An 18,733-nucleotide genomic window follows, 5' to 3' on the forward strand; every position below is an offset into this window, starting at 1 on the left:
TCCTTTTACTATCCAGTTCTGTCCTACAATATAATTACGTCCGCTCCTGTGCACCAAACTGGTCCAGCCAAGTATCAGGATTAATCCTATGACAGACTCATGCGCTAATGTAAATCAGTTGATAATCGATATTTACTTGAATGATAGCTCATCTATTCCTGACTACACAAAAGCATTAAATATCAATGCAAGAATAATACTGGACCACACAAAAATAATATCAAACTTACACCAAGCCTATCTCCTGAGAGAACTTATTGATGAAGAACAAAAACAGATAAACCAAAAACATGATCCAATGAGAGCTCAATTATTAACTTATATAATGTTAATAGGAGACTGCTTTGACGCTATTACCGATGACCTTTTATTACTTTCAGCATTTGAAACACATGCAAAATCAGAACTTCTTCATCAAGGATTTATTATTCATACATTGATCAAGCCAAAAGAAATTGCCAGACAACAGCAGAATAAGCCAGTATCTATAAAGACAATTCGAGAAGCAAACCAAAGAAATGAAAGTGTAAAATTTACGAAGTACGAGAACACACTGAGTGTCAGTAAGTTACTTCAACCTAAGTATTTGGAGAAGTTTAACTTAACACCTTCAGAAGTTCAGGGAGTAGAAGAAGTTCGTAAACGGAGAAATACTGTCCATTTCCAACTTGGTTCCTCATATAGAGTAAGTTCTGACCTTCTAAACTTTGTTAGTTTTCTTGACGCATCGTTACCGAAATCTAAATAATAAAAAGGCAATATCTCTTCAGTTTAATTCGCGTACAACCATCTGTTTTTATGAAGTTAAATACCACAGGTTAAAATTCAACTCCATACGAGAACCCACGAAGTCGAGTATAAAATCATTAAACATGCGGGTTTCACTTTGATATAGGCACATAAAGCCGCCATACATAACTGAAATCCACTGAAATAAACTGCGATCCTTTCAGATCTTCGATCCGCTACAACCCCCTTACAGCCTCGCGGACTGGCAATATGAACTGCAGTAGTAAAAAACTGCAAAAAATTGACAATAAAAGGCCCGCAGGAGGGTGAGGAAGAGTGCGGATTTCGTGGCGGAAGGGTTCAGTGGCGTGGCTTGTCTATTCAAATTAACCTTTAATAATTCAGCCCCTTCCACCTATTAGTACTAGTACTTTTCGAAACTAGTAGGATGTTAATTAAATTTCACCATGTTACTTTAGATGTCACAATAAATGTCCAAAATGCTATCAACAAATAATGTTGGCTTTAGTTTATGCAGGGGGGTAAAAGGTATGTACGATAAACAATATCATCCACAGGTCATTAAAAGCCCCAAAGCTAACAACATAATTTGTAGAAAGCCGAAGAGTGAAAATAATAACTTTCAAGATAACCGAGGAGCAAACCTTAGCTTTGTAGATAATAGAAATGAAATTATTTCCTTTGCTGATAACCGTGAGGTATCAAGTATCCAAAGGCAAGTAAAAGTAGCAAACCATCCAGTTACTAATTCGACTGTTTTCGATGATAATAAACAAAAAATTACATCAGGACTTCCAACTAGATTTAGAAAAGCTCCTGCAAAGATTAATGCTGTTCTACGAAGACTAAAGAAGTGGGCAAATGATGGCAATGAGAGGGCGTACGCTTCATATAAGGAAGCGGCTGCTGCTGCCTTTAAGGAAGTAATGAGAGAAAAAAACCTAAAAGTAAAAGTACCTAAGCCAATTAATTTGAAATTAGGCCTTAAAAAAGAAGGGTCTCCCTCACCTACATCTCCCGGTTCAGCCACAAAAAAAATTAGTAAAATGAGGAATATTGCAAGAAAACAAAGCGAAGTAATGGACAGCGATGAAGGTATTTCGAATTTACGAGATCATAGTAAGTTAAGAACTATCCATTACCCTAAATCAGGACCGAACAGACAAAAATACACAGTGGGAAAGGGGGGGAGTTTTGTACTAGGTGGCACATCAGACGGCACGTACAAAGGAGAGATTGAAAGTGCTAAAAGTAACGGAGGGATGGACGATAAACAACTTGCAACTGTATTAGTATCCCGCCTCACAGATAAAAATGCAGTTATCCCTCCCAGCTTTAAAGGTGGTGCTAATGAAGTAAATAAGCTAGTAGCTATTATCTTGACTGCAGAAAACACTAGGGCAACTATAAACATAGCGGCGGTTATTTCAGCATGTAATGAAGTCATTAGTGGTAAATGTAAAAATCTATATGATTCTTTGAGTAAGAACGCTCTTTTAACAAAAAATGATGGAGGAGCATTTCGCAGTGGTTACCACAAAAACTCAGGAGTGAAACAAGATGATGACTTTAAAGAGGTAGCAAGTAATCAGTATGACGCTATGAGAAATTTAGCAAAAGTAAACGAAGTTAATACTGCTGATGAAGAAGCAATGTCGACATTTTTTTCAGGAATTACTAGCTCAGCGAGAGATGTAATCAAAAGTAATATGGAAATAGAGAAAGATTAGAGCCATTTCTTATCACTTGTTTATTGAATTATGTGACTGCCACCTGAACTGCCACCGATTACAACCGCTTCACCATTGCTGGTTATCTCATCGATGACGAAAATCTAACGGGCCACCCATTTTAAGATTATCCGCTCAAGCTCACCGATGTGGGTTGAGAACAAAGGCCCTAAGACTGCCACTCTAAACGGCTGTATGACTAAATACCCCGATAAACCAAACACAACAGCTAAATTTGTCATCAAGCGCTCGTAATATACAAATTTTAGGCACAACAGCTTAGTTTGTTGCATGACTTTGCAGAGAATTAGTTAAACCACACAGAGAGGTGTCAGCGATGCCAGTATCGGCAATTACTGACATTGGTTATACGCTTTTTATCAAGGTGCTCGCTATAGAGTGTCAACTCTTCTAGCGTACCTACCGGACCTTTAAAGAGATATTTGAATTCATTGGTTACTTTAAGCCAGTTTTCAAGCGGAATATTTAGCCGGTTTAATATCTTCAGCGTACCGGCTTTAATCGCACCTCGTTTATCATCACGTATTACTCGTCCGGTATCATCAACCAGCTCTAAGTAATCTGTAATATCAAACATTAACCCCTTAGGCACATCTTTACGTTCGTTGCCCACAAATGGCAGTAATTGACTTGGTTGCTTGCCTATGAAGGCTGCTTTAATTCGACGCTGTATGCTAGTGAAATCAGATTGCTCTGGCGTATCAGCCATATTGGCTCTGATTGGGTTGAGGTCAACATAAGCCATGCAAGCGAGTACGGCAGCTTCGTCGAGTAATGCTTGGGACTTGAACCTGCCCTCCCAGAAGCGTCCGGTGCAGTTATCCTCTTTATTGGCTTGCCTCGCTATAGGCTCGTTAAGTGCGCGCATAAACCAACTGATATCCATTAATCGACGCTGGTATTCAGCTATCGTTTCGTTGAGCGTTTCAAGCTCATAAGACTCAATGGCATCACCTTTAGCGAACTTTTGTGTCAGTAACGTACCCTTGAACAACTTATGCCATTGATTTACAACATCGATACTTGTCCAGGCTTGAGCTGATTCTGAATCTATTCTCAACACGACATGCAGATGATTCGACATTACCGCATAAGCTGCAATGTCGATGGCAAAGATAGAGGTCAGAAGTAAAAGCCTATCTTCTGTGCTCGAAAGATTGGCCAGAGTAATCATCGACTCCACATAAAAATGCCCTCCTCACCGTGCGGCTCACACAGTGATAAAAGGGCGTATCTTCCAAACTTACCTGAGTAGAACGAGGTCTAGGCATCCTTGCCTCCTGAAACATCCAAAATCGAATCTTTCAAGTGTAGATGTCAATGCGGTGTTCTCTGAGTTAAAAAATCTAGGCGAGTGGACCCTACCCAACCCACTCGATGGTATTTCACAATTTAAAATTGAGGACACCGAACTCGCGTTCCTCTACCCAGAAGAGATCCCCATTGTCCTCACCGAATGTGATAACGCCGAATATGAACACCTAACCACCATAGTGCTGATATGTTTAGCCACCGGTTGCCGCTGGTCAGAGGCCGAAGGTTTGCGCGGCAGTCAAATAGCCCACAACCGGATCACCTTTGTGAAAACCAAAGGTAAGAAGAATCGAACTGTACCGATAGCCAAAGAACTGGCAGAGAAGATACCGCGTGCTAGAGGCCCATTATTCAGGCCATGCCGCAAGTCATTTGAACGCGCTATCAAGCGCACCAAGCTGAATTTCCCAGACAGACAGATGACTCACATTTTACGCCATACATTCGCCAGCCACTTTATGATGAACGGCGGCAATATCTTGGTACTGAAACAGATACTGGGGCACTCAGATATCAAAGACACAATGCGCTACGCCCACTTCGCCCCCGATCACCTGGACGACGCAATCACCAAAAAACCAATAGCCGAACTATTGGGTAAAAGTGAGATTACGAATTAGGGTGGTTACCAACGCCTCAAACACTAGCGCGTAGGTTGGCACTGTTTTTGCTGCTTTTATTTTTAGCAAAGACCGTGACAGCCGTTATGCGTCCAGTGATTTGACTTGTTATGCCTGTTCTAACTGTAAGTGTATTTCGTATGAATTGACGCTAAGAACTTTTGCTTTAAACCCACGATTAATCAACACTTCTTGTTCATCAGTTAGCTCACCAGATCCCGGTATTGTGGTAATTGGCGGGATAATACAGTTTACTTTGTCTAACCCTTGAATCTTGAGTAGTACTGAGCCATAGTTTTTTGCTCGTTCTTTCGAAACTGTTGTGCTAAAGAAAGTATAAATATCAATGATATCTCCCACCGAACAAGCGCTAGGAGTAAATTTATTGTAATAAGGTTTATCTGAGCTAATACCTTTATAAACTATAGATTTTGAGTCAAAGAAAAAAGATTGAGCTTTAAACTCTGACTCTAGATCGTCGAGTAGCGTATTATGATTTAAATCCGCAACGCTACCAAAGGTGCTTAATCCATCAATAGCACATTTGCTTTGATTTCCTTCAGCTTCAACTTCCAAGCAAAAATTAAGCTGAGAGTCGTTTACCTCGTAACCATTGTTTTTTGAACATTGGTAATGTGTAACAGCATCACTGGAATTAATCGCGATACTATTAGCTTTAAGATACAAGGAAAATGTATTACTTCCACTAGAGTCATTAGACGTATTTGGTAAGGTAGTTTGTATCATTGTTCTTCCATTGAAATTTAAAGGCATAACGCTTGCGACAATGGCACTTTGGATTTGTCGTGTTTTGCGTCTTTTTGCAAAAATGGTGACAAAACTAAAATATCCGTTTGCTTGCACTGTGTTAGAGCCCGAAAACAGACCCCATAGCCCCAAGAACTAGTCCGACAACACCTCCAATAAGGTGACTCTTCATTTTACTCAGAGGTGTATTGGATTCTGCTATTTCAGCGGTTAAAGAATCTATCTGTTTTGTTTGTTTTTCAAGAACTTCTGAAATATCTTCTATTGAAAAAGAATCCTTTGACAATTTCGCTTGTATTTCAAACTGATTCATAGCTTTGATGCTTAAACCTAACCTTATATAAGCTCCGTCTTCACAAAGCACAATTGACTCCGATTTTTTAACATCTAATACACAAATATTCAGAATATGCCTAAATCGAATGTTTTCAAATTTAAAAATATCAGTATCACTTAAAAGTTTTCTTGATTGTTTAATCAAATCTATAGCTTGCTCTTCTTTAATACCCGGGCAATTGGTTGATTCTACAACGCCGATGAGAACCCTTCCCCCATCTGCGTTTGCAAGAGCTACAATTACTTTTGCTAAGATTTTAGGGCTCACTTCTTGGGTTAAAAATACTATTGTTTGACTTTCACCCTGAGCGGCTATCTCTGAAATATTTAAATTCAATTTAGTAATCCATCTGTTGTGTAGATAGGGGGTCTAACAGTTTATTATTCAAACCTCTGAAGATAGTCTATCTTATGAGGTAGAGAGCGACTATGTTCAAGCGCACAAAACATATCAACAGAAAGTTGATCAACCCACTCTTTATTAAACCGTTAAGGTTATAGGCAACGTTCATGAAGCCTTCATGCTCTACCATATTGGCGTCGAACGATTGTGATTACTGATTATGATTTTGGCTAACCTATAGTTCATAAAATTGAGATGATACGATGTGATCGCATAGATTGCTATAGCACCTATGTCGGTGGTAAATAATGGCGGCAAACATCACCAGTCACTTTATGATGAACAGCGGCAATATCCTTCTTTTCAGAAAAGTGAAAAAACAGATACTCGGCCACTCAGATATCAAAGACACCATGCGCTACGCACACTTCGCCCCCGATCACTTGGACGATGCGATCACAAAAAACCCAATAGCAGAACTATTGGGTAAAAGTGAGATTAAGAATTAGGGTGGTTACCAATGCCGTAAAGTTGGCTAAAATGGAGCGAAGCGGAACGAGCCAACTGTTACGAATCCGACTTTGTTGCCTTGTTATTAACCTATTACAATTCAGAGCACTCAAGGCTCCAGCTAGATTTACTTATAGTGCATGCAAAAATTTTGGCCTTAGGCTGATGCTCTTTTGCCACTTTATATAGTTCATGGTCTCCAGTGGATTTCAATGTACTTGAGCGTACACCTAAATATATTTCTTTAATGGTACCTTTAGGAAGGGATAATAAGTATATAGGTCTACCTGACACTTCAATTTCTGAAAATTCACCACTTTTAATAGATGGGGTCTTATCTACACCCTTTAGACATTTAACAATTCGAACTTCTTCTTCATAAGACCAACACATAGGTTTAAATAAAAACATACGTTGAAGTCTTTCGAGCTGCCCATAAGGAAAATGAAACGTTCCACCAACTTCCATTGTCTCTGTCGGCTTGCTTAAAAAACGGCTATCAGGTTTCTTACCTGTATAAATTACACTTCCGTATTGAATTGGAACCAGATTAGTATCTTCGCATGTAAACGCTTCTATGTTTGAATCGAAGCCAATAACCATTCCAGTATGTTCGACGCTATAATGAGCCCACATTAGAGGATTTAGTGGCTGTCTTGTTAGAGAAAGTATTCCTGTAGTTCTTTTCCATATGTCTTTTTTTATCCACGACCGAACTCCTTTAAACAATGAATCAACAGGGTTATCTCCTCCCTCTGAGGGATAGGAGGCTTCAAGCTCGAAGGGATCATTAAAATTACATGGCTGAGAAAAACCCACTGAGTTATTCTCAATGATTTTCATCCCGACATCATGAGATACATATTTGTACAAAATCACATTCCTTCCCCCCTTTAGCTACTAACGCCCGCATTTGCGACTGGTTTGGAGCGTAGCGGAAAATCAGTTCGGCAACATCCATTCGTTAGAGCCTTTACTTGATGGACTCAAAACCATTTATAAAGTTTTCCGAGCACTGCCTAACAAGAGGAATTAGCCGCTTCACTTCTCGACTTCTAAACTTTATGGTTTGATTAATTCGAACTGTAGTATCGCCAGTATTGTCAATGTACTCTTGATCAATACGCCCGCCATTATGAGTAAATACATGGCGACGATTGAACATCTTATTTAGAAATTTTTGTTCTTGGTCTGTTATACCTTTAAAAATATCGATATCAAACCAATTCTTTATAGCTGAAGCAGAGTTGATAATCCCTTGGAAGCTAAGCCTATTTATGTCCGATCTTCTTTTAGGAGTGGCAGGAAAATTGGCCAGATGGATACGTAAGTTATTTGCAAGTGCCTCAAACTCTGATACGCAACGAGTTAACTTCTCCCACTCAACCTCTCTATCTGCTCTATCCTTAATATTTTCAACCACATCAGCTAATTGCGCTTCAAATGCGTCAAATTTCTCGGTTAGGATTTCAGCGTAATTAGGCTTCGAGCAAGCGGGACACACCCCATAATCACCCAGAATGTCATAAAGACATCTACACTCGCATTTTTTCTTTGTTTGTTGCCTCTCTTCCGGGTAAAGCCAGTCGGGACTATTATCTTCCATATTGTTGAGAAGTTCGTCCAGATCAACAGTAACGTTTCGCTTTTCATTGTGTGCCATTATGAAAGATTCACAGAAATGGCGAAGAAACTTTAGCTGGTTCTCTGTCAGAAACTCAATGCCTTTTTCAATATCACCGCAATATGGGCAAGTTGTGTTGCCCGAAATAGAGTTACTTCTAAAGTAGGAGTTACATTTTGGGCAAGACTGACCAAAGAGGCCTTCTCTATCCGAGAGTAAAAACGCTAGCAATGATGGTTGCGGATAGGGTATTACCGCGCCTATCCCACCACAGGGAACAAAATCGAGAACCTCGCCATCATACGATATACAGAGCTGAACCATAGTTGTTGCCCATGGATTCGCATGGGAAATTCTAATACCCACTCCTTGCCCACCCTCACTGTATAGGAATTCAATTTTCCCACCTGTATGAGCTATTTCTTGAAATTCTTCCATAGTTATTTTTTGTGTTGCTCTAACAGTTTATTATACATACTCATAGGGTAGTCTACCTTATGAGGTAGAGAGCTACTACGTGCTAGCGCACAAAAAAATATCAATAGAAAGTTGACCAACCCACCCTGTTTCTCATGAAAAAAGAACACTTTAGGCTTCAAGGCGACGCTCTTGAAGCCCCTCATACTCTACCACGGTTAAGACAGCCTTAGTTTTAGCCTTCAGCATCACTTCTCCTGCCGTCAATAATGGCGGCAAAATGGCGGCAAACATTACCACCCACTCATAGAATGTTACACCACCAAACCTTAACCATATGAAAATACAGCAGAACAAAGTGGTATCAATGGCCTTGATAGGATGTAGGCTTTTTGGACGCGGGTTCGAGCCCCGCCGCCTCCACCAATTACTAAGAAAGGCCAACCACTTCTTATAACAAGAATGGTTGGCCTTTTTTTTATTGCTTAAATTCAATCTATTACGCACTATCCCCTCCCCTGATTCAGCGTAAAACGCTTCAAAAACAACCATTCCTTCATCGTTTCTCAATGGCGACAAATGACCAAATGGCGGCAAAGTGGCGACAGCGCACAGCCATGGCTTCAAAAGGCACGACTCAATGTTTACTCCAAATAACTGGCGTTCTTGGCTTTACACAGACGTTCTGTGAGCGCTTGCAAATATTCCACTCGCTCACCTAACCATTCGAGTTCTTCCAAGATGATCACATAACTGAGTTTATAGCGAGCATCGACATAAGCTTTACGCAACAGTTTAAAGCGCTGACGATCCTCTTCGGTCCCCATCGGGAACACCGTGATAAACTCAAGCTCAATACTGGCCACTCGACCGCCTAATTTTTTTAAATCATGGCTATTGGGTTTATAGCAGGTAAAGACTAATAATATGGCACTATAGAAAGATTCGGTGACTTGATGTAACACGAATGCAGCTTTGTTTAAGAAACCTGATTCCAACATAAACCTAAAATTAATAAAAAACTCATCAGCTCCCTGAAGCCAATAATCCAAATATTCCTGTGCTAAATCATGATGTTCCTTTGTCGTCAGTTCTTTGGCTTCATCAAGGGTAAAGTTACCGGTGTCATACAACATTACCCTTCACGCTTAATGTGGCTCTGTTGCAAAGATCATCGGCTCAGCTAAGCTCCTCTTTTGTTTTAGGCCTGCTAGCTCATGAAACTCTTTAAGTATCGACAATTTTCCTATGAAATTATCATTTGGGCTGCACGTTGGTATTGTAAATACGGGATCAGCTATCGAGAACTCGAAGAGATGCTCTGTGAACGGGGTATCAATGTTGATCACAATACCATTTATCGCTGAGTTCAGCGTTATGCGCCAGAAATAGAAAACGATTAAGATGGTATTGGAAGCCCAAAGCGGGATTAAGCTGGAAGGTCGATGAAACCTACATCAAAGTGAAAGGAAAATGGGTGTATCTCTATCGGGCTGTAGATAAACAAGGTCATACCGTTGACTTTTATTTATCGTCCAGACGAAATGCTAAGGCTGCTAAACTGTTTTTGGGTAAAGCTTTGAAAGGGCTCAAATGCTGGGAGTGTCCTTCCGCCATCAATACCAACAAGGCCGCCTCCTACGGTGTAGCTATTACGGAATTAAAGAAAGAAGGCAAATGTCCTGAAGCGCTTGAACACCGGCAAATTAAATACCTGAACAATGCGGTAGAAGCAGATCATGGAAAATTGAAAAGGCTCATCAATCCTGTGCGAGGATTCAAATCGATGAAGACGGCTTATGCCACTATCAAGGGATTTGAAGTGATGCACATGTTTAAAAAAGGACAGTTCAAGATCTGGTTATCCGGTCAAGGAATAGCAGGAGAGATCCGTCTAATAACCAATGCACTGGTAAATTATTAATAACCAGTCAGATCACCGGAGCCATTTCGGGCTAAGAGCAATCTTTGCAACAGAGCCCGCTCTTGTACTTAGACCCTTCATATTTGGACCGTGTTAAAAATACTCACTGATAGCTAAGTAACGTTGACGTATATGTTCTATTAGTAGGCGTATCTTCTTCGGTGGTTTACGCGTAAAAGGATAAACAGCATAAACGCCAAGTTTTTTTGCGACTTGATTAGGCATCACATCGATTAAATCACCCTTTAACAGATCGTGGTAAACCAAGCACCGAGGTACATAAGCTATGCCATATCCGCCTAAAGCGGCTTTTCTAAGGGCGGAGGCATTGTCAGTGGTAAAGTTGCCTTTAATTTTAAGAATATAGTCCCCCTCATCGCCTTTGAACTCCCATTCGCTTGCCCCTGTTGTCTGGTAGGCGTACTGCAAACAATTATGGTCTATTAATGCTTCAGGCTCCGTGGGCCGGCCGTGGTGTTTGATGTAACCCGGGCTGGCGCAAATGATCCATTGTGACTCTATGATGTGACGGGCGATTAAACTTGAGTCTTCTAAATAACCGGTTCGGATGACAAGATCGTAGTTATCTTCGATCAGGTCGACAAAAAGATTTTCCAGTGACATATCGACGGTCATTCCTGGGTACTGAGCACAAAATTCGGCAACGGCATCGGCTAAGAGCAGCTCTCCTGAGATCGTCGGTACCGACATTTTAATGTGACCTGTGATGCTTTCACCAAATCCAGAGACGGTATTGATGGCTTCAGTTGCGACTTGCTGGACATTGGCTGCCCCTTTGTACAACTTTTTTCCCGCTTCACTTAATGTCAGCTTTCGGGTTGTTCGATAGAGAAGTTGAACACCAAGATCTTTCTCTAATCGTGCAATTCTTTTACTCACCACCGAATTGGTCAGTGAATTCTGTTCTGCAACTCGGCTGAATGAACCTTGCTCAACCACTTGAGCAAATAAAATTAAGTCATCAATTCTTGTCATATTAACTCGTTTTTGGAAAGAATCTTTTTCATTATTTCTCTATATCACAAAAAGTAAAAGAGGTACGGTTGCATTGTTGTAACAAGACAGTCTCACATGAGGGTGAGCAAAAAGCTAATCAGGCTGGATCACAGTCAATAATAAAAGGAATCACTATGAGGGTTGCCCCCTCAAATAGACATTAGGTCAATAGTGAGATTAAAGGATAAATAAGCATGAACCAAACCCTACTCGCGTTAATCGCATTTACCCCAATTGTGGTCGCAGGAGTCCTCCTCCTTCCCCTTAACTGGCCAGCAAAACGAGCAATGCCAGTTGCTTTTATAATGACCGTGATTATTGCGCTATTTAGCTGGGAGATGTCAGTCACCCGTGTACTTGCTTCATCACTGCAAGGTTTGGGCATTACGGTTTCAGTGTTGTGGATCATCTTTGGTGCCATTTTTTTACTGAATACGTTGAAGCATACTGGAGCAATAAGTGCGATACGCAATGGTTTCACTGGTATCTCAGCCGATAGACGTGTCCAAGCCATTATTATTGCTTGGTGTTTTGGCTCTTTTATTGAGGGGGCATCCGGCTTCGGCACACCAGCGGCTATCGCCGCACCGCTGTTAGTGGCAATAGGTTTCCCTGCAATGGCAGCCATATTGATGGGGATGATGATCCAATCGACTCCGGTTTCATTTGGTGCGGTTGGCACGCCGATTATCGTGGGGGTAAACAAAGGGCTCGATACCCATAACATCACAGAAGCCCTTGTTGCTAATGGCTCAAATTGGGACTTCTATTTACAAGAAATCACCACCAATGTCTCGTTAATCCACGCCGCTGTCGGGACTTTTATTCCCGTATTAATGGCCATGATGTTAACTCGGTTTTTTGGTGAAAAAAGAAGCTGGGCCGAAGGTCTGGATATCTTGCCTTTTGCACTATTTTCAGGCTTAGCTTTTACTATCCCCTATGCATTAACCGGAATGTTTCTTGGGGCTGAATTTCCCTCGCTTATCGGTGGTTTAGTGAGTCTGGCAATAGTGGTGTCTGCGGCTAAGAAAGATTTTCTTGTTCCTAAAAAAACATGGGATTTTGAAAAGGAAGCACGCTGGCCAGCGGAGTGGATTGGCTCATTAAAAATGGAGATTAAAGAGGATAACCAGCCGATGAATCTGGTATTGGCTTGGACTCCCTATGTACTGTTGGCGCTTATCTTGGTCGCTAGCCGTGTGAGTGTAGATTTAAAAGGTTTACTGCAAGGAGTGAGCTTCTCTTTTAATCACATCCTTGGAGAGATTGGGGTCAGTACGACTATTCAGCCACTTTATCTACCCGGTGGTATTCTTGTGTTTGTCGCCTTGCTGGCCGCCTTACTGCAATCTGGCAGTTTAAAGCCGATGGCTTGTGCATTGGGTGAGTCGAGTAAAACCTTGATGGGGGCAGGTTTCGTCCTTATGTTTACGATTCCTATGGTGCGGATTTTCATTAACTCTGGCGTTAACGCCGCCGACTTAGCCAGCATGCCGATGACTACGGCTCACTTAGTGTCAGGTGTTATGGGAGACTTTTTTCCTGGGTTTAGTGCCAGTATTGGTGCTTTAGGAGCATTTATTGCTGGCTCAAATACAGTGTCGAACATGATGTTTAGCCAGTTTCAGTTCGAGGTTGCTCATACGTTAGCGGTGTCGAGTGCTGCGATGGTGTCACTGCAAGCGGTTGGGGCGGCGGCAGGAAACATGATTGCCATCCATAATGTGGTAGCCGCTTCTGCCACGGTTGGTCTTCTGGGTCGAGAAGGAGCAACTTTACGTAAAACCATTATTCCCACTCTGTATTATCTTATTATCACCGGCATTGTGGGGCTAATTATGATTTACGGTTTTCATATTACCGATGCACTAATGGTTAGTGAGTCACACTGATAAGGAGCCACCTATGCGGATCTATCCGGCAAAACCTAATACCGTGTACTTTTATGGCACTTGTCTCGTGGATATGTTCGATCCAGAGGCGGGACTCGATGCCATAAGCTTACTTGAGCAGCAAGGCCTGGAGGTGATTTTTATCGAAAAACAAACCTGCTGTGGTCAGCCTGCTTATAGCTCAGGTTATACCAAGGAGGCCAAACTTATCGCACAACATCAGATGGATCTGTTTATCGAGCCTTGGCCCGTGATTGTGTTGTCGGGGTCCTGTGGGGGCATGATGCATCACCATTATCGTCGCCTTTACCAAGGTGATAGCACCCAAGCGAAAGTGGAGCAATTTTGCAACCGTGTATTTGAGCTTACTGAATTTTTGGTCAATGTGTGTCGAATTAAACTCGAAGACAAAGGGGATGCGACGTCTGTGGTGATGCACACTTCATGTGCTGCTCGCCGTGAAATGATGGTCCACGTGACTGCGACTCAGTTATTAAACCAGCTGCAAAATGTAGAGCTTAAAGAACAAGCCTATGAAAGTGAATGCTGCGGTTTCGGGGGCACTTTTGCGGTGCGCCATCCTCACATCAGTCAGGCTATGGTGGAAGATAAGACACGTCATTTATCTGAGACGAAAGCGACGGTGCTGGTCAGTGCTGACTGGGGATGTTTATTGAATATTAATGGGGCCTTTGAGTATCAGGGACAATTGATGAAAGGTCGTCATATTGCCAGCTTTTTACTCGAACGTACCGGAGGCAAGTGAGATGAGTCATTCATCAGCGGGTCCTGAACTGTTTCATTCTCAAGCTAAAGCAGCGCTTGGCGATCCTCAGTTGCGGCAGAACTTTCGTGGGGCAATGGATTACCTGCAGTACAAACGTAAAAGCGCCTTTCATGATCCTGTCGAAGAGGACAAAATTCGCGACCTATCTGAAGCGATACGTCAGCGTTGCTTGAGTAAATTACCTCAACTGCTCGAGCTGTTGGACACTACCTGTACCCGAAATGGTATTCAGGTACATTGGGCGGAAAATAGTAACGAAGCCAATGATATTATTGCCAGAATAGCTCAACGTCATGAGGCCAAATTGATCATTAAAGGCAAATCCATGGTGAGTGAAGAGATTGAGCTCAATCATGAGATGGCCAAGTTGGGTGTTGAATGTTTGGAGAGTGATATGGGGGAGTATATCGTCCAACTCGATGGCGACAAACCTTCTCATATCATCATGCCTGCTATCCATAAAAATAAGCAAGAGGTGAGTGATACCTTTGCACGTCACTTAGATAATTTCACGCCTACACTCGATGTCGATGAGCTAATTCAAACGGGACGTACTCGCCTCAGGCAGAAATTCTACGATGCTGACATTGGTCTCTCAGGGGTTAATTTTGCAGTCGCCGAAACTGGCAGTTTATGTTTGGTAGAAAATGAAGGCAATGGCCGCATGTGTACCACTGTCCCTAAGGTTCATATCGCCATTACCGGTATAGAGAAAGTCGTTGAGTTTTTATCCGATGTGCCGCCGTTGTACAGTGCCTTGACTCGCTCAGCCACAGGACAAGCTATCACCACTTACTTTAATATCATCAGTTCTCCACGCAAAAGTGGGGAGCGAGATGGTCCTCTGGAGGTGCATCTTGTCTTGTTAGATAATGGCCGAACTCAGGCTTATCAAGATGTAGACATGCGTAAAACGTTGCAATGTATCCGCTGCGGAGCCTGCATGAATCATTGCCCTGTTTATACTCGTATTGGCGGACATGCTTACGGCACAGTGTATCCAGGTCCGATAGGTCAAATTATCTCACCGCATCTTATGGGACTAGATAAGACAAAAGAGTTAGTGACGGCCTCTAGCTTTTGCGGGGCTTGCGCTGAAGTCTGCCCGGTTCGCATTCCTATTCCTGATATATTGCAGCGATTACGTACCGCAGCAAAAAATCCCCCAGAGGCAGATATGATGTCGATGACAGGTCAAGCCTCTGCGGCCAGTACCTTAGAGTCATTAGCGATGAAAGGTTTTGCGTTTGCCGCGACGACCCCCACGATCTATCACGCTGGAACGTGGTCGGCAACGAAACTCAAAGGCTTAATGCCTGACAATATAGGCCCATGGACACAATGTCGGACCTCGCCCAAATTTGCCGATAAAACCTTGCATCAGCTTATAAAAACGCGTAACAAAAAAAAGGGAGAGACATCATGAGTCTAACGACCCCCAGCATGGTAGCTAAACGGGCAATATTAGCTCGACTTAACCGGGTTAAGCTCCCTCCCATAGAGAAAGAAACCTTGAGTTATCCAAGGTGGAAAACCCAAAATGAGCAATTACTAAAACAACGATTTATCTCGGGCTTATCGGCGAATCATGCAGAGGTTATTTGCGTCAACTCATCAGAAATAACTGCAACACTGGCACTGGTAATTAGTCGTAAGGGATGTCAGAGAGTTGCGTTAGGGAGTGCTTGTGATGAAACCTTGAGTGATAGCCCCCCTAGTGACTGCACTGCTTATCACTGCGAAAGGGGGGAGTTTTATGCTGAGATACTTGCAGGGGCTCGCCACTGTGAGTTACTTCGGTTTGAATCCGTTTTTGAAGAGCTCAAATCCCGTCTGTTTAATGAGGTCGATGCGGGGATCACTCACTGTTTTGGCGGAATAGCGGATACCGGCACCTTAGTGCTTTGGCCTGATAGGGCAGAGCCCAGAACCTTATCGTTAATTCCACCTTGTCATATCGCGTTAATTAAGCGTTCGACTATCGTTAGCAATTTCGCTGGGATGATGATTGATCAAGCGTGGCAGGAGAAGATGCCGACCAATATCGTCTTGGTATCTGGTCCCTCAAAAACTGCCGATATTCAGCAGACGTTAGCCTATGGGGCTCATGGTCCTAGTCAGTTAATTGTTATCTTGATTGAGGACAGGTAATGGAGGCTGTTTATTAGGTTGTGTCGAAGGGTTTAGTCTCCCTGAACACGGACTGATTTTTTGATAGAGCTGCTAACAGCTTTAAATGATACTGTCATAAAACAGAAAACCGCCGATTAAGGCGGTTTTTTGTTTTCCTAACGGTTACGTGTGGTCAATGCGTGGACGCCAAAACTATGGTGCCAATATAAATCAATAACTTACAAGCTTACAGTAAGCCGCAAAGGCAGGTCTTCTGGCTCTGTTGCAAAGATTGGTCCTAGCCCGAAAGTACTCCGGCAATCTGGCTGGTTATTAATTGTTTACCAGTGCATTGCTCATTAGACGGATCTCTTCTTCTATTCCTTGATCGATGAACCCGTTTTTAAATTTTTATTTTTAAACATCAGCCTGCCTTCAAATCCTTTAGGCCAACCACTTCTTATAACAAGAATGGTTGACCTTTTTTATACCTGTAAAATGGCATTCTTACACGCTGGTGATGTAAGCGAATTAAGCGAGTGAAAAAATAAAGATGGCCAAACAGAATGGACCGCGATAGCTCAAACTAATGGCCAGCAATAGCAAAACTAATGACCATATATAGCAAAACTAATGACCAGATATAGCAAAACTAATGTTAGTCATATATTCCCTCTTTTCACGGATAAACCATTACCCAGAGATCGAAATACGCTACAATTATGGTCATTTAACGAAGACATCATTATGGAATTCTTTTGGATAATCAACAGGAACTAGAGATTTTTGATATTGCAAATAAATACCTCTTTAACACACAGACTCATAAACTCACGGCAAAGACCAATAACGGAAAAGCGGTCGTTGAGCTGGGGTTAAATGAATCTAGATTGCTCACCCTCCTGATTAAACATGAGGGAGCGCCAGTAACTCGCGAGAAAATATTACACGAGGTCTGGAAGAAACGGGGATTAGTGGTCGATGAAACTAGTGTCAATCAGACTATTTCACAGATCAGAAAACAGCTCAATGACGATGCAAAAGTGCAGGCAATCATTAAGACCTTACCAAAATTAGGTTACTCGCTTTCACCAGGCGTTAGCGTAAAAAGGTTGTCGCAAGCAGAAGCAGAAGCCACCTATCCCAGTAAGCCATGCATGCTCAGCAAAAAATCTATCTTGGTGCAGGTTGCAATTGCTGCCGCACTGGCCATAACGTTGAATGTAATTTTCTCATTAAACTCTGTTGACACCTCGCTACAGAACGCAACCACGCCTTGGACCGAAGCCAAAATTGCTGGGGTCAATTTGTTACAGTTGCAGCATAATCCGATCAACAAAACGCTAACTCCCCTGATAGAAAAATGCGTGCATGCTTTCCTCACGCAGTCCCCCAATCAGATAGATACGTTACTCATTTCTTCCGACGAAAATAGATCACTGACCTTAATGCCACTAATACAAGGAAGTAGCAAGACATTGGTCACAATACTAAACAGAGACATCGCGCCAGGAGAGAACACATGTTTTCTGAAATAAGAAATAAAATGCCATTGATTGTGAGTTTCATCGCGTTTTCAATCTTATTGGCTCTACTACAAAATAAGTTATGTGATACTCAATCGTTCGTCGATTCGAGCTGGTCATTCGACAAGGAGCAGTACATCAATCACACCCATGCATTCCTTAAACATGACATACAAACTCGGTGGCACGGACGGATACACTTTTACCCCAATGATCAATTCTCCACCAAAATAAACGTCAGCACAAACAATGCGGTCATGGACCAACATTTTGAATATAACATCACAGTTAACGGTCAATGGAATATCGTCGATGGGGTGCTCAACCTATCAACGCAAAACATCACCGAACTGAAACCCGTTGATGAACATAATAAGGAGCATTTCGGCTTACATATCGTGAAGAACATGATTAGGCAGCAACTAAACCAAAATCACACCATGCATTTTTATGGTGAGGACACTTTAGTATTAAATAATATCACTCGAGCATTAACCCAATTAAATAAGATCTAATTGCCAAGTCAAATGCTTAACGTAAAGGGAGTGGGCTCCCTTTACGCTAACTTACCATCATATAATGAGTTCGCTCAGCTTAAAAAACGGCACTGTCTGAGATAATGATTTACCCCATAACCTCACCATCTGTGCAGGCATCATCCATAATTGGCTTACATTACTTGAATCTGGACACTCTTCATTGTTGACCCCCTTCTATCCTCTTGATCAATCCCGACAGAACTTGATCAGAGCAAATCATCAACCAAGACGGTATCGGTAAAGATCACTCGCGTAGATCAAGTTAAGCGTAAGCAGGTGGCGATCTACACCTAACTCTTGTTGGGGTTAGTGAGTAGAGTCTTTGTTACCGATACTTTTCGAGTCACTGAGATGGCCTCGCGTAAACATAAGACACTAAAACAATGGCTTGAACTCATAGAGCTTCACAAACAAAGCAAATTAACGATTGTTGATTTTTGTTCCCAGCATCACCTTGTCGTTAAAACCTTTAGCCGCAAGAGAAGCGAGTTGATGAAGGC

General features: G+C 42.1%; 17 protein-coding genes and 3 pseudogenes. 12 read left to right on the forward strand and 8 right to left on the reverse strand.

Features of this window, described 5'->3' with window-relative positions; translation table 11 throughout:
• The first annotated feature begins 88 nt into the window (after positions 1-88).
• Both FS373_RS21165 and FS373_RS21170 read left to right on the forward strand, forming a co-directional pair.
• Complete coding sequence (locus tag FS373_RS21165; RefSeq protein WP_152830524.1) at positions 89-748, forward strand: hypothetical protein; 660 nt, start codon at positions 89-91, stop codon at positions 746-748.
• Between the two features lie 532 nt (positions 749-1,280).
• Positions 1,281-2,480, forward strand: a complete 1,200-nt coding sequence (locus FS373_RS21170) for a hypothetical protein (protein WP_152830525.1) — start codon at positions 1,281-1,283, stop codon at positions 2,478-2,480.
• A 331-nt stretch (positions 2,481-2,811) separates the two neighbouring features.
• Here FS373_RS21170 and FS373_RS21175 read toward each other — a convergent pair.
• Positions 2,812-3,772: pseudogene (locus tag FS373_RS21175) on the reverse strand (transposase).
• A 54-nt stretch (positions 3,773-3,826) separates the two neighbouring features.
• On the opposite strand from FS373_RS21175, the gene FS373_RS21180 reads away from it, so the two are divergent.
• Complete coding sequence (locus FS373_RS21180) at positions 3,827-4,435, forward strand: tyrosine-type recombinase/integrase (RefSeq protein ID WP_322619546.1); 609 nt, start codon at positions 3,827-3,829, stop codon at positions 4,433-4,435.
• Positions 4,436-4,543: 108 nt separating this feature from the next.
• On the opposite strand, the gene FS373_RS21185 is transcribed toward FS373_RS21180, so the two are convergent.
• Entirely contained in the window at positions 4,544-5,299 is a 756-nt protein-coding gene (locus tag FS373_RS21185) for a hypothetical protein (RefSeq protein ID WP_152830526.1), read from the reverse strand.
• A 4-nt stretch (positions 5,300-5,303) separates the two neighbouring features.
• Complete coding sequence (locus FS373_RS21190; RefSeq protein ID WP_152830527.1) at positions 5,304-5,876, reverse strand: helix-turn-helix domain-containing protein; 573 nt, start codon at positions 5,874-5,876, stop codon at positions 5,304-5,306.
• A 329-nt stretch (positions 5,877-6,205) separates the two neighbouring features.
• Here FS373_RS21190 and FS373_RS21195 point away from each other — a divergent pair.
• Positions 6,206-6,391, forward strand: a pseudogene (locus tag FS373_RS21195) (integrase); the annotation flags it as partial.
• Positions 6,392-6,485: 94 nt separating this feature from the next.
• Here FS373_RS21195 and FS373_RS21200 read toward each other — a convergent pair.
• From FS373_RS21200 to FS373_RS21215, 4 genes are all read right to left on the reverse strand, one after another.
• Complete coding sequence (locus FS373_RS21200) at positions 6,486-7,235, reverse strand: DUF2971 domain-containing protein (RefSeq protein ID WP_152830528.1); 750 nt, start codon at positions 7,233-7,235, stop codon at positions 6,486-6,488.
• Positions 7,236-7,365: 130 nt separating this feature from the next.
• A complete protein-coding gene (locus FS373_RS21205) occupies positions 7,366-8,454 on the reverse strand; it encodes a hypothetical protein (RefSeq protein WP_152830529.1) in 1,089 nt (362 codons plus the stop codon).
• Between the two features lie 150 nt (positions 8,455-8,604).
• The gene (locus FS373_RS21210; RefSeq protein WP_152830530.1) at positions 8,605-9,060 is read right to left on the reverse strand and encodes a hypothetical protein; all 456 of its coding nucleotides are present in this window, start codon (positions 9,058-9,060) and stop codon (positions 8,605-8,607) included.
• 17 nt (positions 9,061-9,077) lie between these two features.
• Positions 9,078-9,569: a HEPN domain-containing protein gene (locus tag FS373_RS21215; protein ID WP_144045751.1), complete on the reverse strand. Its 492-nt coding sequence runs from the start codon at positions 9,567-9,569 to the stop codon at positions 9,078-9,080.
• A gap of 81 nt (positions 9,570-9,650) precedes the next feature.
• Here FS373_RS21215 and FS373_RS21220 point away from each other — a divergent pair.
• Positions 9,651-10,357: pseudogene (locus FS373_RS21220) on the forward strand (IS6 family transposase).
• Positions 10,358-10,450: 93 nt separating this feature from the next.
• On the opposite strand, the gene FS373_RS21225 reads toward FS373_RS21220, so the two are convergent.
• Positions 10,451-11,353 (reverse strand): LysR family transcriptional regulator, encoded by a 903-nt coding sequence (locus FS373_RS21225; RefSeq protein ID WP_152830531.1) that lies wholly within the window; start codon positions 11,351-11,353, stop codon positions 10,451-10,453.
• A 215-nt stretch (positions 11,354-11,568) separates the two neighbouring features.
• Between FS373_RS21225 and FS373_RS21230 the strand changes: the two genes are divergently transcribed.
• The 7 genes from FS373_RS21230 to tnpA form a co-directional block, all read left to right on the forward strand.
• Complete coding sequence (locus FS373_RS21230) at positions 11,569-13,269, forward strand: L-lactate permease (protein ID WP_144045749.1); 1,701 nt, start codon at positions 11,569-11,571, stop codon at positions 13,267-13,269.
• 13 nt (positions 13,270-13,282) lie between these two features.
• Complete coding sequence (locus tag FS373_RS21235) at positions 13,283-14,035, forward strand: (Fe-S)-binding protein (protein ID WP_144045748.1); 753 nt, start codon at positions 13,283-13,285, stop codon at positions 14,033-14,035.
• A gap of 1 nt (position 14,036) precedes the next feature.
• Complete coding sequence (locus FS373_RS21240; RefSeq protein ID WP_144045747.1) at positions 14,037-15,482, forward strand: LutB/LldF family L-lactate oxidation iron-sulfur protein; 1,446 nt, start codon at positions 14,037-14,039, stop codon at positions 15,480-15,482.
• Positions 15,479-16,207: a LutC/YkgG family protein gene (locus FS373_RS21245; protein ID WP_227993086.1), complete on the forward strand. Its 729-nt coding sequence runs from the start codon at positions 15,479-15,481 to the stop codon at positions 16,205-16,207. The genes FS373_RS21240 and FS373_RS21245 overlap by 4 nt, the downstream gene beginning before the upstream one ends.
• Positions 16,208-16,926: 719 nt before the next feature.
• Positions 16,927-17,706, forward strand: coding sequence for a winged helix-turn-helix domain-containing protein (locus FS373_RS21250; protein WP_152830532.1), 780 nt, complete (start codon positions 16,927-16,929; stop codon positions 17,704-17,706).
• The gene (locus FS373_RS21255; protein ID WP_144045745.1) at positions 17,691-18,209 is read left to right on the forward strand and encodes a regulatory protein ToxS; all 519 of its coding nucleotides are present in this window, start codon (positions 17,691-17,693) and stop codon (positions 18,207-18,209) included. Before FS373_RS21250 ends, FS373_RS21255 begins: the two co-directional genes overlap by 16 nt.
• Positions 18,210-18,542: 333 nt before the next feature.
• A partial coding sequence (tnpA, locus tag FS373_RS32220) for an IS66 family insertion sequence element accessory protein TnpA (protein WP_416221773.1) occupies positions 18,543-18,733 on the forward strand: 191 nt, incomplete at its 3' end.

It is taken from the genome of Shewanella sp. YLB-07, assembly GCF_009377275.1.

Bases quoted from the DNA above. Each gene is read 5' to 3' on its own strand.
- FS373_RS21165 (WP_152830524.1), top strand. From the start codon at position 89: ATGACAGACTCATGCGCTAATGTAAATCAGTTGATAATCGATATTTAC.
- FS373_RS21170 (WP_152830525.1), top strand. From the start codon at position 1,281: ATGTACGATAAACAATATCATCCACAGGTCATTAAAAGCCCCAAAGCT.
- FS373_RS21200 (WP_152830528.1), bottom strand. From the start codon at position 7,235: ATGAAAATCATTGAGAATAACTCAGTGGGTTTTTCTCAGCCATGTAAT.
- FS373_RS21205 (WP_152830529.1), bottom strand. From the start codon at position 8,454: ATGGAAGAATTTCAAGAAATAGCTCATACAGGTGGGAAAATTGAATTC.
- FS373_RS21215 (WP_144045751.1), bottom strand. From the start codon at position 9,569: ATGTTGTATGACACCGGTAACTTTACCCTTGATGAAGCCAAAGAACTG.
- FS373_RS21225 (WP_152830531.1), bottom strand. From the start codon at position 11,353: ATGACAAGAATTGATGACTTAATTTTATTTGCTCAAGTGGTTGAGCAA.
- FS373_RS21230 (WP_144045749.1), top strand. From the start codon at position 11,569: ATGAACCAAACCCTACTCGCGTTAATCGCATTTACCCCAATTGTGGTC.
- FS373_RS21235 (WP_144045748.1), top strand. From the start codon at position 13,283: ATGCGGATCTATCCGGCAAAACCTAATACCGTGTACTTTTATGGCACT.
- FS373_RS21240 (WP_144045747.1), top strand. From the start codon at position 14,037: ATGAGTCATTCATCAGCGGGTCCTGAACTGTTTCATTCTCAAGCTAAA.
- FS373_RS21245 (WP_227993086.1), top strand. From the start codon at position 15,479: ATGAGTCTAACGACCCCCAGCATGGTAGCTAAACGGGCAATATTAGCT.
- FS373_RS21255 (WP_144045745.1), top strand. From the start codon at position 17,691: ATGTTTTCTGAAATAAGAAATAAAATGCCATTGATTGTGAGTTTCATC.